Origin of the sequence: Streptomyces sp. NPDC091287 (assembly GCF_044768525.1) — a bacterium.
GTDB lineage: Bacteria > Actinomycetota > Actinomycetes > Streptomycetales > Streptomycetaceae > Streptomyces.
The window spans coordinates 56,791-71,128 of record NZ_JBIVUV010000001.1; the positions used below are offsets into that span (position 1 = coordinate 56,791).

At 71.8% G+C, this 14,338-nt stretch carries 10 protein-coding genes; 9 read left to right on the forward strand and 1 reads right to left on the reverse strand.

Annotated elements, in window-relative coordinates:
* Positions 1 to 119: 119 nt before the first annotated feature.
* From ACIQRW_RS00235 to ACIQRW_RS00275, 9 genes are all read left to right on the forward strand, one after another.
* On the forward strand, positions 120 to 3,839 hold the full coding sequence (locus ACIQRW_RS00235) for a ThuA domain-containing protein (RefSeq protein WP_403752111.1): 3,720 nt from the start codon (positions 120 to 122) through the stop codon (positions 3,837 to 3,839).
* Between the two features lie 94 nt (positions 3,840 to 3,933).
* Positions 3,934 to 5,136, forward strand: coding sequence for an inositol-3-phosphate synthase (locus ACIQRW_RS00240; protein WP_403752114.1), 1,203 nt, complete (start codon positions 3,934 to 3,936; stop codon positions 5,134 to 5,136).
* On the forward strand, positions 5,133 to 6,488 hold the full coding sequence (locus tag ACIQRW_RS00245) for an SCO3242 family prenyltransferase (RefSeq protein WP_403752117.1): 1,356 nt from the start codon (positions 5,133 to 5,135) through the stop codon (positions 6,486 to 6,488). The genes ACIQRW_RS00240 and ACIQRW_RS00245 overlap by 4 nt, the downstream gene beginning before the upstream one ends.
* Positions 6,485 to 7,357 carry a sugar phosphate isomerase/epimerase family protein gene (locus tag ACIQRW_RS00250; protein ID WP_403752121.1) on the forward strand — a complete coding sequence of 291 codons (873 nt, stop codon included), beginning with the start codon at positions 6,485 to 6,487 and terminating at the stop codon, positions 7,355 to 7,357. The genes ACIQRW_RS00245 and ACIQRW_RS00250 overlap by 4 nt, the downstream gene beginning before the upstream one ends.
* A complete protein-coding gene (locus ACIQRW_RS00255) occupies positions 7,351 to 8,100 on the forward strand; it encodes an EboA domain-containing protein (protein ID WP_403752124.1) in 750 nt (249 codons plus the stop codon). Before ACIQRW_RS00250 ends, ACIQRW_RS00255 begins: the two co-directional genes overlap by 7 nt.
* 104 nt (positions 8,101 to 8,204) lie before the next feature.
* The gene (locus ACIQRW_RS00260) at positions 8,205 to 9,053 is read left to right on the forward strand and encodes a TatD family hydrolase (protein WP_403752127.1); all 849 of its coding nucleotides are present in this window, start codon (positions 8,205 to 8,207) and stop codon (positions 9,051 to 9,053) included.
* A 7-nt stretch (positions 9,054 to 9,060) separates the two neighbouring features.
* Positions 9,061 to 10,236: a metabolite traffic protein EboE gene (gene eboE, locus ACIQRW_RS00265; protein WP_403752130.1), complete on the forward strand. Its 1,176-nt coding sequence runs from the start codon at positions 9,061 to 9,063 to the stop codon at positions 10,234 to 10,236.
* A complete protein-coding gene (locus ACIQRW_RS00270) occupies positions 10,233 to 11,651 on the forward strand; it encodes a nucleotide pyrophosphatase/phosphodiesterase family protein (protein ID WP_403752133.1) in 1,419 nt (472 codons plus the stop codon). The genes eboE and ACIQRW_RS00270 overlap by 4 nt, the downstream gene beginning before the upstream one ends.
* Before the next feature lie 67 nt (positions 11,652 to 11,718).
* Positions 11,719 to 12,813, forward strand: coding sequence for a sugar phosphate isomerase/epimerase family protein (locus tag ACIQRW_RS00275; protein ID WP_403752136.1), 1,095 nt, complete (start codon positions 11,719 to 11,721; stop codon positions 12,811 to 12,813).
* Between the two features lie 67 nt (positions 12,814 to 12,880).
* Here the strand turns inward: ACIQRW_RS00275 and ACIQRW_RS00280 are convergent, their stop codons facing one another.
* Entirely contained in the window at positions 12,881 to 14,185 is a 1,305-nt protein-coding gene (locus tag ACIQRW_RS00280; protein WP_403752138.1) for a DUF2254 domain-containing protein, read from the reverse strand.
* Positions 14,186 to 14,338 lie beyond the last annotated feature (153 nt).

A 14,338-nucleotide genomic window follows, 5' to 3' on the forward strand; every position in this document is an offset into this window, starting at 1 on the left:
ACACGACATGACTCGCGTCACCGGGGTCGCTCCCGTCCCCGGTGACGCATGCGCGGCAGTCCCCGCGCGGCACGGCAGCTACACCCGCCCGTACAACCGGCACTCTCCGGAGGACCTACGTGCACAGAACCACAAAGCGGCTCCTCGCCCGGACCCGCGTCCGTAAATCGCTCGCGCTGTTCACCGGCGGCCTGCTCGCCGCCGCCACCCTGACCCTCGGTTCCGCCCCCGGCGCCACCGCCCATCCGGGGCACCCCGGGCACGACGCGCCCGTGGCGGAGGACTTCCAGCAAGTCACCCTGGCCAAGGGCGCCGAGGAGACCGGCGAGCCCATGTCGCTCGCCGTCCTCCCGGACCGCAGCGTGCTGCACACCTCGCGCAGCGGCGAGCTGCGGATCACCGACAGCGCCGGCAACACCAAGATCTCCGGAACCCTCCCCGTGTACACGCACGACGAAGAAGGCCTCCAAGGCGTCGGTGTCGACCCCGACTTCGCCGAGAACCGCGCGATCTACCTCTTCTACGCACCGCCGATGGACACCCCCGCGGGCGACGCGCCGGAGACCGGCACCGCAGCCGACTTCGCGAAGTTCGAGGGCGTCAACCGGCTCTCCCGCTTCGTCCTCAACGAGGACGGCACCCTCGACACCGCCAGCGAGAAGAAGGTCCTGGACGTCGCCACCTCGCGCGGCACCTGCTGCCATGTCGGCGGCGACATCGACTTCGACGCCGAGGGCAACCTCTACCTCTCCACCGGCGACGACACCAACCCCTTCGCCTCCGACGGCTTCACCCCGATCGACGAACGCCCCGACCGCAACCCGGCGTTCGACGCCCGCCGCACCTCGGGCAACACCAACGACCTGCGTGGCAAGATCCTGCGCATCAAGGTCGCCGAGGACGGCTCGTACACCATTCCGGAGGGGAACCTCTTCGCACCCGGGACGGACAAGACGCGCCCCGAGATCTACGCGATGGGCTTCCGCAACCCCTTCCGCTTCTCCGTCGACCAGGCCACCGGCACCGTGTACGTCGGCGACTACGGCCCCGACGCCGGTGCGGCCGACCCCAAGCGCGGACCCGCCGGGAAGGTCGAGTTCGCCCGGGTGACGAAGGCCGCCAACTTCGGCTGGCCCTTCTGCGTCGGCGACAACGAGCCCTACATCGACTACGACTTCGGCACCAAGGCATCGGGCGCGGCCTTCGACTGCGCCGCCCCGAAGAACGAGTCGCCGCACAACACCGGACTCGTCGACCTGCCGCCGGCCGAGGCCGCGTGGATCCCGTACGACGGTGGCTCCGTGCCCGAGTTCGGTACCGGCTCCGAGTCCCCGATGGGCGGGCCCGTCTACCGCTACGACGCGGACCTGGACTCCCCGGTGAAGTTCCCCGAGGCCTATGACGGCGACTTCTTCGCCGGTGAGTTCGGCCGCCAGTGGATCAAGCGCATCGAGCAGGACGCCGACGGCGGCGTCCAGTCCATCAACGACGTCCCGTGGTCCGGCACGCAGATCATGGACATGGCCTTCGGCCCGGACGGGGCCCTGTACGTCCTGGACTACGGCCTCGCCTGGTTCGGCGGCGACGAGAACTCCGCGCTCTACCGCATCGAGAACGCCACCGGAGGCCGCTCGCCCATCGCCGAGGCCGCGGCCGACAAGACCTCGGGCACCGCACCCCTGAAGGTGAAGTTCTCCTCGGCCGGTACGGCCGACGGCGACGACGACCCGCTCACCTACGCCTGGGACTTCGGTGACGGCGGAACGTCCACCGCCGCCAACCCGACGTACACGTACAAGAAGAACGGCACCTACACCGCCACCCTCACCGCCGAGGACCCCACCGGCCGCACCGGCTCCGCCAGCGTCCACGTGACCGTCGGCAACACCGCCCCGACCGTGGAGCTGGTGCTCCCCGAGGACGGGCAGCTCTTCGAGTTCGGTGACTCCGTGCCGTTCAAGGTGAACGTCAGCGACCCGGAGGACGGGACCATCGACTGCACCAAGGTCGAGGTCAAGTTCACCCTGGGCCACGACAGCCACGGCCACGACATCACCACCGAGCACGGCTGCGAGGGCACCATCAAGACCGCCATGGAAGGCGGCCACGACCCCAACGCCAACATCTACGGCGGCATTTCGGCCTCCTACACCGACAACGGCGGTGGCGGCCAGGCCAAGCTGACCGGCAAGGACGCCTCCCGGCTCCAGCCCAAGCACCGCCAGGCCGAGCACTTCGACGCCTCCTCCGGCGTCACCACACCGGGCAAGTCGAGCGCGCACGGCGGGAAGACCGTCGGCGACATCCACAACGACGACTGGATCTCCTTCAAGACGTACGTCCTGGGCGGCACCACCAAGCTCACCGCCCGTGTCTCGTCGGCCGGTTCGGGCGGCTTCCTGGAAGTGCGCACCGGATCGCCCACCGGCAAGATCCTCGGCTCGGGACCCGTCCCGGTGACCGGCAGCTGGGACACCTTCCAGGACATCGACATCCCGCTGCGCGGTGCGCCCAAGAAGCAGACCGAACTCTTCCTGGTCTTCAAGGGCGGCGACGGAGCGCTGTACGACGTCGACGACTTCGAACTGTCCAACACCCCCGTCGACAAGACCGCCAAGCGTGTCCTGGTCTTCTCCAAGACCGCCGGCTTCCGCCACGACTCGATCCCCACGGGCATCGCGGCACTGAAGGAGATCGGCAAGGACACCAACATCACGGTCGACTCCACCGAGTCCGCCGCCCAGTTCACCACCAGTAACCTGGCCCGCTACGACGCCGTCGCGTTCCTCTCCACCACCGGTGACGTCCTCAACGCCGAGCAGCAGAAGGCGTTCGAGAACTACGTCGCCACCGGCGGCGGTTACGTCGGCATCCACGCGGCCGCCGACACCGAGTACGACTGGGAGTTCTACGGCGGCCTCGTCGGCGCCTACTTCGACTCCCACCCGCAGATCCAGCCCGCCACCGTCCGCGTCGAGGACCACGACCACCCCGCGACCGCCCACCTGGACGAGGAGTGGGAGCGCACCGACGAGTGGTACAACTACGGCACCAACCCCCGGGACAAGGCCAAGGTTCTCGCCACACTCGACGAGACCACCTACACCGGCGGGAACATGAAGGGCGATCACCCGATCTCCTGGTGCCAGACCTACGAGGGCGGCCGCTCCTTCTACACCGGCCTCGGCCACACCAAGGAGTCCTACGCCGAGCCGGCCTTCCGCAGCCACGTGCTGGGCGGCCTGCGCTACGCCACCGGCCAGGTCAAGGCCGACTGCAAGCCGGACAAGGACTACCGGCCCATCTTCAACGGCAAGACGCTGGAAGGCTGGAAGCAGGCGGGCCCGGGGAAGTTCTCCGTCAGCGACGGCGCCCTGCACTCCGAGGGCGGCATGGGCCTGCTCACCTACCAGGCCAAGGAGCTGAAGTCGTACTCGCTGAAGCTCGACTGGAAGATGACCGGCGACGACAACTCCGGAATCTTCGTGGGCTTCCCGGAGTCCGAAGACCCGTGGTCGGCGGTCAACAACGGGTATGAGATCCAGATCGACGCCACCGATGCCGCCGACCGCACCACCGGCGCCGTCTACACCTTCAAATCCGCCAACATCAAGGCCCGTGACCGCGTCCTGCGGCCGCCGGGACAGTGGAACAGCTACGAGATCAAGGTCCAGGGCGAACGTCTCCAGATCTTCCTCAACGGAGCGAAGATCAACGACTTCACCAACACCGACCCGGCCCGCAGTCTGAAGGACGGCTACATCGGCCTCCAGAACCACGGAGCCGACGACCAGGTGTCCTTCCGCAACATCCAACTGAAGGAGCTGCCCTCGCAGTAGGGCGGCCCGCCTCTGCCGACGACGGGCGGGGGAAGCGCACACCTTCCCCCGCCCGTCGTCCTCCACCCCCGACATCCCCCCAGGGAGGCAGCCCGTGACCGCACGCGCCGATCGTCAAGGCCGAACCGACGCCCCAGGCCGCATCGACGCCCCGAGCCCCTCGGAGGCCACCGGCCCCGACGGAGTCGCGGGCCGCACCGGTGTCTGGTTCATCGGAGCACGCGGCTCCGTGGCGACCACCGCCACCGCGGGCTGCGCCGCCATCGCCGCGGGCCTGCACCCGCCGACCGGCATGGTCACCGAGACGCCCTCCTTCGCCGACAGCGGCCTGCCCGCCCTGACCAGCCTGGTCTTCGGCGGCCACGACACCCTCGACTGCCCGCTCGCCAAGCGGGCCGAGGCCCTCGCCGACGGCGGCGTACTGCCGCACGGACTGCCCTCCGCCGTACGCGCCGAACTCGGCGCCGCCGACGCGGAGATCCGCCCCGGCGGACCGCTCCCCGGCGACACCCGCACCGACCAGGAGCTCATCGCCGCGTTCGCCGCCGACCTCACCGACTTCGCGCACCGCCACGGACTGGCCCGCACCGTCGTCGTCAACGTCGCCTCCACCGAACCCGCGCCAGGACCCGACGACACCCGGCTGCCCGCCAGCTCGCTCTACGCCGCCGCCGCCCTGCGGGCCGGCTGCTCCTACGCCAACTTCACCCCGTCCACCGGCCTGCGCACCCCCGCGCTCACCGACACCGTCGCCTCCAGCGGACTTCCCCACGCCGGACGCGACGGCAAGACCGGCCAGACGCTGCTCCGTTCCGTACTCGCCCCGATGTTCCTCCAGCGCGCCCTCGCCGTACGGGCGTGGTCCGGATCGAACCTCCTGGGCGGCGGGGACGGAGCGGCGCTGGCCGATCCGGCGGCCGCCGCGGCCAAGAACGCCGGCAAGGAACGCGTCCTCGCCGACACCTTCGGCGCCGCCCCCGAGGGCGAGGTGCACATCGACGACGTGCCCGCGATGGGGGACTGGAAGACCGCCTGGGACCACATCGCCTTCGACGGCTTCCTCGGCTCCCGCATGATCCTCCAGACCATCTGGCAGGGCTGCGACTCGGCGCTCGCGGCCCCGCTGGTCCTGGACCTGGCACGGCTGCTCGCCCGCGCCCACGAGAAGGGGATCAGCGGCCCCCTGCCGGAGCTCGGCTTCTACTTCAAGGACCCGGACGGCGGTACGTCGGCGGCACTCGCCGAGCAGTACGCCACGTTGCTCGCCTTCGCCGAGCGGCTGCGGGACCAGGCGTGAGGTGGCGACGGAACGCCCTCCCGGCCGCTCTCGCCCCGGCCCTGTCGGTCCTCCCGGCCGGGCGGCGGAACGGTGTCGCACACGGCGTGGGAACGACCGCCGTGACCGATGATCGTCTGTCCGGTGCCGGCGGGACTGCGCCCGCACCGGACAGGCCCGAACCTCCCACCACGGGCCGGACCGGGGAACGGGTCGCGGACGCCGGACCGGGCCGGCCCGACCGGACAGCCGACCGGGGCGCGCCCCGGGAGCGACTGCGGGCCTGGGCGGAACTGCTGCGGGTCTCCGCCCTGTTCTCCGTGCCCGGGGACGCACTGGCCGGCGCGGCGGCGGTGGGCCGCCGGCCCGGCCGGGGCACCGCCCTGGCGATGGGCGCGTCCCTGTGCCTGTACGAGGCCGGGATGGCCCTCAACGACTGGGCCGACCGCGACGAGGACGCCGTGGACCGCCCGCACCGTCCGATCCCCTCGGGCCGGATCAGCCCCGCGGCGGCCCTGGGCGCGGCCGGGGCGTTGACCGCGGCCGGCCTCGCCCTGGCGGCCCGGGCCGGCCGCCCCGCGCTGACCGTCGCCACGGGCCTGGCCGCCACGGTCTGGGCCTACGACCTGTACCTGAAGCACACGAAGGCGGGCCCGGCGGCCATGGCAGCGGCCCGCTCACTGGACCTGCTGCTGGGCGCGACGGCCACGGCCACGGCCAAGTCGCCGGCGACGGGGCCCCGTGCGCCGGGTGGGGGAGGCCGGTCCGACAACGTTGCCGGAGCGACGGCCCCGGCAGGGCCGCACGGCGGCCTGGCCGCATGCCTGCCCGCCCTGCCCGCCGCCCTGGTGCTCGGGGCCCACACCTACGGCGTCACCGCCGTATCGCGCCACGAGGCGCAGGGCGGTTCCACCGGCACCCCGCTCGCGGTGCTGGCCACGACGACGGCACTCGCGGCAGCGGTGCTGCGGGAGTCCCGGGGACAGGCCCCGGACCGGCCCGGTGCGACGAGGTCCGACACCAACGCCCACGCCGACGCCGACGCCAACGCCCACGTCAACGCCGACGCCAACGCCGTCGCCTTCGCGCGGCGTCTCGACGCAGGTCCGCTCGGAAAGGTCACCGACCCCGTCCGGCTCCTGGTCATCGCGCTCACCGGCGCCTACCTCCGTACCGCTGGGCCACCCCTCCTGCACGCCGCGCTCAACCCGTCCCCGCCCCTGACCCAGCGCGCGGTCGGCGGAGGCATCCGGGCCATGATCCCGCTCCAGGCCGCGCTCGCCGCCCGCGCCGGGGCTCGCGTCACCGGGCTCGCCGTCATGGGCCTCGTCCCCCTCGCCCGCAGCCTCTCCCGGAAGGTGAGCCTCACATGACCCTCCACCTCGGATACGGCACCAACGGGCTCACCGACCTCCGCCTCGACGACGCCCTCGGACTGCTCGCCGACCTCGGCTACGAAGGCGTCGGCCTGACCCTCGACCACATGCACCTGGACCCCATGGCCCCGGACCTCTCCGAGCGCACCCGCCAGGTCCGGCGCCGGCTCACCTCCCTCGGGCTCCGGGTCACCGTGGAGACCGGCGCCCGCTATGTCCTCGACCCGCGCCGCAAGCACGGCCCCTCCCTCCTCGACCCGGACCCCGACGCCCGGGCCGCCCGAACCGCGCTGCTGGTCCGCGCCGTCGACGTGGCCGCCGAACTCGGCGCACACGCCGTCCACTGCTTCAGCGGCATCACCCCGCCCGGCGCCTCGCCGGACACCGCGTGGAAACGGCTCACCGAAGCGCTCGCCCCCGTACTCGAAGCCGCCGACCGGTCCGGCATTCCCCTCGCCATCGAGCCCGAACCCGGTCACCTCCTCTCCACCCTCGCCGACTTCCACCACCTGCGCGCCCTGCTCGGCGACCCGGGCCCGCTCGGCCTCACCCTCGACATCGGCCACTGCCAGTGTCTGGAGGAGGCGACACCCCTGGAGTGCGTCAAGCAGTCCGCCCCCTGGCTCCGGCACGTCCAGATCGAGGACATGCGGCGCGGAGTCCACGAACACCTCCCGTTCGGCGAGGGGGAGATCGACTTCCCACCCGTGCTCGCCGCCCTGGCCGCATCGGACTACCGGGGCCTCACCGTCGTCGAACTGCCCCGCCACTCCCACGCGGGCCCCGAGCTGGCCCGCACCTCGATCGACTTCCTGCGCGACGCCATGACGCGCGGTACCGCGCCCCAGGGAGCCGCCCCGTGCTGAAGTCCCGCGAGGAACTCGACGCCGAACTCGGCGGAGCCGCCCGGGCCTGGCTCGACGAGGCCCTGGCCGAGGCCGCCCACGACGCGGCCACGCCCGACGCCCCCGGCCGGGAGGCGACCGGCCCGTACACCTCCCCGCCGTGGGAACTGCGCTACGCCGCCGCCGGCCGGCACTGCGGACTGGAGCACGCCGACTCCGTACGCTCCCTCCTGCTCGTCGAGGCACGCGCCACGCTGCCCTCCGTTACCCGGCTCTACGAGCAGGGCACCGCCGCCGAACGCCGCGCCGTCCTGCTCACCCTGCACCGCCTCGACCTCGGCGACACCGCGCTCCCGCTCGTCGAGGACGCCCTGCGCGCCAACGACACCCGGCTGGTCGCCGCGGCCGTCGGCCCCTACGCCGCCGACCACCTGGACACGCACGCCTGGCGGCACGCCGTACTGAAGTGCCTGTTCACCGAGGTGCCGGTCGCGGCCGTCGCCCGGCTCGGCGACCGGGCCCGGGGAGACGCCGAACTCGCCCGCATGCTCGGCGACTTCGCCGCCGAACGCACCGCCGCCGGCCGCACCGTCCCCGAAGACCTGCGCACGGTCCTAGGGCATGTCCGGCGGATCAGGACCGGGTCCACGACGCCTGGCACGGCACCTCGCGGCGTTGCCGAAACGCCCGAATCGCTCCGCGATGAGGACGTTCCAGCGCCTTGCGATGCACCGCACCAGACGCCGCGGCCTATCCGGCCCTGATCCGCCGGACACGCCCTATCCCTCACCGCCCCGGCCGACGAGGGCGCCCACCGGGCCCAGCCGACCGCGGCTCCCGCAGCCCCCGCCCCCACGGAGGAGTCCTGATGCGCATCTTCGACCCCCACATCCACATGACCTCCCGCACCACCGACGACTACCGGGCGATGTACGACGCGGGGGTCCGCGCGCTCGTCGAACCGTCCTTCTGGCTCGGTCAGCCCCGCACCTCGCCCGCCAGCTTCTTCGACTACTTCGACGCGCTCCTCGGCTGGGAGCCCTTCCGCGCCTCCCAGTACGGCATCGCGCACCACTGCACGCTCGCCCTCAATCCCAAGGAGGCGAACGACCCCCGCTGCACCCCCGTCCTGGACGCGCTGCCCCGCTACCTCGTGAAGGACGGGGTCGTCGCCGTCGGCGAGATCGGCTACGACTCCATGACCCCGGCCGAGGACCACGCCCTCGCCGCCCAGCTCCAACTCGCCGCCGACCACGGGCTGCCCGCCCTGGTCCACACCCCGCACCGCGACAAGCTCGCCGGTCTGCACCGCACCATCGACGTCATCCGCGAATCGAACCTCCCCCCGGAGCACGTCCTGCTCGATCACCTCAATGAGACAACGGTAAAGGCCGCCACCGACAGCGGCTGCTGGGCCGGATTCTCGATCTACCCGGACACCAAGATGGACGAGGACCGGATGGTCACCATCCTCCAGAACCACGGCACCGAGAAGATGATCGTCAACTCGGCCGCCGACTGGGGAAAGAGCGACCCCCTCAAGACCCGCAAGGTCGCCGACGCCATGCTGAAGGCCGGCTTCACCGAGGACGACGTCGACCAGGTCCTGTGGCGTAACCCGGTCGCCTTCTACGGCCAGAGCGGCCGCCTCCACCTCGACGTCCCGGCCCCCGATCCACTCCACGAGGGCAACTCCATCCTGCGCGGCGGGGAGTGAGGCGGCCATGCGCTTCCGCCACCCGGACGGCTCGACGGTCCACCTCGCCTACTGCACCAACGTCCACCCCGCCGAAACTCTGGACGGCGTCCGCGCCCAGCTCCGGGACCACTGCGAACCCGTCCGCCGCCGACTCGGCCGGGACCGGCTCGGCATCGGCCTCTGGCTCGCCCGGGACGCGGCCCGCGCCCTGATCAACGACCCCGCCGAACTCCGCGCACTGCGCGCCGAACTCGACAGCCGCGGCCTCGAAGTGGTCACCCTCAACGGCTTCCCCTACGAAGGGTTCGGCTCCGACGAGGTCAAGTACCGGGTCTACCGGCCCGACTGGACCGAACCCGACCGCCTGGCCCACACCACCGACCTCGCCCGCCTCCTGGCCGCCCTCCTCCCGGACGACGCCACCGAAGGCACCATCTCCACCCTGCCGCTCGCCTGGCGCACCCCCTACGACGGCGACCCCGAGGCGGCCCGCACCGCACGCGCCGCCCTCACCACCCTCGCCCAGCGCCTCGACGCCCTGGCGGAGATGACCGGCAAGTCCATCCGTGTCGGTCTCGAACCGGAACCGGGCTGCACGGTCGAGACGACCGCCGACGCCATCGCCCCGCTCAACGACGTGGCCCACGACCGGATCGGGATCTGCGTCGACACCTGCCACCTCGCCACCTCCTTCGAGGACCCCGGCACCGCACTCGACGCCCTGGCCGCCGCCGGCATCCGCGTCGTCAAGTCCCAGCTCTCCGCCGCCCTGCACGCCGAGCACCCCCACCTGCCCGAGGTCCGCACCGCGCTCGCCGCGTTCGCCGAACCCCGCTTCCTGCACCAGACCCGCACCCGCACCGCCGCAGGACTGCGCGGCACCGACGACCTGGACGAAGCCGTCACCGGCCGGGCGCTCCCGGACAGCACCCCCTGGCGCGCCCACTTCCACGTACCGCTCCACGCACCCCCGGCGCCCCCGCTGACCTCGACGCTGCCCGTGCTCCGCGACACGCTCGCCCGGCTCGTCGGCGGACCCGTGCCCCTGACCCGGCACCTGGAGGTGGAGACGTACACCTGGCAGGCGCTGCCCGCCGAACTGCGCCCCCGTACCCGCACCCAGCTCGCCGACGGCATCGCCGCCGAACTCACCCTCGCCCGCGACCTCCTGGTCGACCTCGGCCTCAAGGAACTGCCATGAGCGCTCCCGAACCCGGCACGGAAACCGCACAGGAGACCGGCGGCCCCACCCCTCTCCTGGTCCTCGACGTCGTCGGCCTCACCCCGCAGCTCCTGGCCCACATGCCGAACCTCCGGGCCCTGGGGGAGCAGGGCGCGAAGGCACCGCTCTCCACCGTGCTGCCGGCCGTCACCTGCGCCGCCCAGTCGACCTTCCTCACCGGCACGATGCCTGCCGAGCACGGCATCGTCGCCAACGGCTGGTACTTCCGCGAGCTCGGCGACGTCCTGCTCTGGCGCCAGCACAACGGGCTCGTCGAGGGCGACAAACTGTGGGACGCGGCCCGCCGCGCCCACCCCGGCTACACCGTCGCCAACATCTGCTGGTGGTACGCGATGGGCGCCGACACCGACTGGACGGTCACCCCGCGCCCCGTCTACTACGCCGACGGCCGCAAGGAACCCGACTGCTACACCCGGCCCCCCGCCCTGCACGACGAACTCACCGACAGACTCGGCACCTTCCCCCTCTTCCACTTCTGGGGCCCCGGAGCCGACCTCGTCTCCTCCCAGTGGATCATCGACGCCACCCGGCACATCATCGCCACCCGCACTCCCGACCTCGCCCTCTGCTACCTGCCCCACCTCGACTACGACCTCCAGCGCTACGGCCCCGACGACCCCCGCTCCCACCGGGCCGCCACCGACCTGGACCGGGCCATCGCTCCGCTCCTGGCCGACGCCCGCGCCGAGGGACGCACCGTCGTCGCCCTCTCCGAATACGGCATCACCCGCGTCGACCGCCCCGTCGACATCAACCGCGCCCTGCGACGGGCGGGCCTCCTGGAGGTCCACACCCAGGACGGCATGGAATACCTGGACCCGATGACCTCCCGGGCCTTCGCCGTCGCCGACCACCAGCTCGCCCACATCTACGTACGCCGCCCCGAGGACCTGGAGGCGACCCGGGCGGCCCTCGCGGACCTGCCCGGCATCGAGCAGCTCCTCGACGACGAGGGCAAGAAGGCGCACCACCTGGACCACCCCCGCTCCGGCGAACTGGTCGCCGTCGCGGAGAAGGACGCCTGGTTCACGTACTACTACTGGCTCGACGACGCCCGGGCCCCCGACTTCGCCCAGCTCGTCGAGATCCACCGCAAGCCCGGCTACGACCCCGTCGAGCTCTTCATGGACCCCCAGGACCCCTACGTCCGGGTCAAGGCCGTCTCGGCGGTCGCCCGTAAGAAGCTCGGCATGCGCTACCGCATGGCGGTCGTCCCGCTGGACCCCTCACCTATTCGCGGCAGCCACGGCCGCCTCCCCGAGAGCGACGACGAAGGTCCGCTCATCCTCTGCTCCACCCCCCACGCGTTCACCGACCGGGTCAGGGCCACCGAAGTGAAGTCCCTGCTCCTCCAGCTTGCCGGACTGCACTGACATTCCCCGTCACGCGCCCGGCACCGCACCACTCACCCCGTCAGGTCAGCAAGGGAGACACCCGAACATGAGCCGCACCTCCAAGGACACCGAACTCGCCCGCAGACTGAGCCGCCGCAACATCCTCGGTGTCGCCGCCGGAGCCACCGCCGCCACCATCATCGGCACGGCGAGCGCCCAGGCCGACAGCCGCGACCGAGGCCAGGGAAACGGCAACGGCCACGGGCACGGCCATGACCACGGGCACGGCCACGGTCACGGCAAGGGCAAGCCCGTCCTGCCGCCCGGCCGTCTCGGCATCCAGCTCTACAGCCTCCGCGACCAGATCTCCACGCTGGGCTTCGCGCCGGTCTTCGCCGAACTGGAGAAGTACGGCTACGACGAGATCGAACTCGCGGGCTACACCCAGGGCTCGGCCGGTCCCATCACCCTGGCCCAGCTCAAGCGCCTGGCCCGGGACCACGGACTCAACCCGATCGGCAGCCACGTCGGCTACTACGACGACAACAACCCCGGCGCGTACACCTTCGCCCAGAACCTGGAGAAGGTCCTCGACGACGCCCAGGCGCTCGGCCTCAAGCACATCGGCACGGCCTCGGGCCCGTTCCGCTACGGCTCCACGGTCGACGGCTGGAAGCGGGCCGCGGAGGAGTTCAACATCTACGGGGCGGCCGCCCGCAAGCGCGGCATGAAGTTCTACCAGCACAACCACGCCGAGGAGTTCTCCTTCGCGACCGACAAGCCGAACGTCCGGCTCTACGACGTCCTGCTCGCCGAGACCGACCCGGACCTCGTCTACCTGGAGCTGGACATCTACTGGGCCTACTGCGCCCAGTTCCGGTTCAGCAAGCGCGTGGACGGCAGCCCGGCCCCGCTCGACCCGCTGAAGTACGTCCTGAAGCACCCGAACCGCTACCCGCTCTTCCATGTCAAGGACGGGGTCCGCGACGAGACGACCCGCGACGGCTACCGGATGTCGGACGTGGGCGACGGGGACATCGACTACAAGACGTTCCTGTCCAAGGTCACCAAGCGCACCCACCACGGCCGGAGCTACCACCACTGGCAGGCGGAGCACGACAACCCGGTCGCGTCGCTCGCGTTCGCCCGCAAGTCGAGCGAGCACCTGCACTCCCTGCGCGAGGGCCGCTGCGGCGACTGACGAGTGAAGCCCTGCCCGCCGGAGTCCCTCCGGCGGGCAGGGCGCACCGCTCACCACGATCCGGCCCCTACCCGATGCCCTGCCGGTCGGGCCGCAGGGCGAACTCCCGGTCGGCGGCCACCGCCACCGTGCGCTCCACGGTCTGGACGAGCAGCGCACGATGCCTGACCAGCGACTTCTTCCGGTCCTCCGGGACGAGCAGCAGCAGGTCGTCCAGCCCCGCCATGAGCCGGCGCGTCACCTGGGGACTGCCGGCGACACACCACCGGATCTCCTCGAAGGCGAGGTCGACCAGGTCGTCCCACTCCGGACCGTCCTGCACCAGGCGTACCCGCCCGTCCCGGTCCCGGTGGTGGACGGCGCCGAGCGGCAGGTGCGCCACGGCCGCGAGGAACTGCACGATCCGGTCCAGGCACTGCACGGCGGTGGTCGGATCGTTCACGGACGTCGACAGGGCCCGCAGCGCGATGTCCGCGAGCTGACGCAGCCCGAACGCCAGATCCTGGTGCAGGGTCCGCTCCACCGAGACGGAGACCGCGTACCGCAGCCGGCGCGGCGGCGGCACGGACCCGCCGTGGACGGCGAGCACCGGCGTCCCCGGCACCACGAAGTCCCCGATGCGCGGGATGAGCCGCAGCACGACGTCCTGCCGCCGCGCGGCCCGGACCAGCCGCGCCGTGTTCACGTCCCGCAGCACCCCAGCCCGCCCCTCGTGCAGCACCCGCGCGGTCTCCGGCCCCGGCTCGCCCTCGCCCCGCGGCCCCCTCGGCATCCGGCCCAGCACCCGGAACGAGTCGCGCGCGATCCTGTCCACGACCGGCCCCACCTGCATCAGCCGCAGCGTCGCGCTCACGTAGACGACGAAGAGCAGCAGGCTCAGCCCGAGCATCACCAGGACGAGGAGGCTCTGCACCAACGGGACCGAGACCGCCCGACGCGGATCGCTCTCGCTCTCGTACGAGGAGAGCACCAGCAGCGAGAAGAGGAACGTCGCCAGGAACACCGTCAGCGTGAGCTTGCTGATCCGGCTCCTGACGAAGATCCGCACCACCCGGGGCGTCAGCTGGCCGCTCGCCATCTGCACCGCGACCAGCGAGATGCTGAACACGACGCCGATGAAGGTCATCATCGCCGAGCTGATCGTGGTGACGATCGTCTTCGCGTCCTGGGAGAACGCCATCAGGTCGCCCAGCTCGTCGTACGCCTCCTCCCGCTGGAGCAGCGTGACGATCGCGTCGTCCAGTTCGGTGGCGATCAACCACAGCACGAACACGCAGACGAACCCCATGATCGGGGCGGACCAGAACGTGTCGCGCAGATGCTCGCGCAGAGGGGACAGCGGACGGGGCCGGCGGTAGCCGCGATCACTCATGGACGCGAAGGTAGCCCCGGGACCTCCGAGGACCGGGGAGGCCGAGGTCCCACCGGCACGCCGCACCGCACTGACCACCGGATATGCGGGTGAAGGGCGCGCCGAACCCCTGGTATTGTTTTCCATGTCGCCGCGGGGAACACACCGCGAACG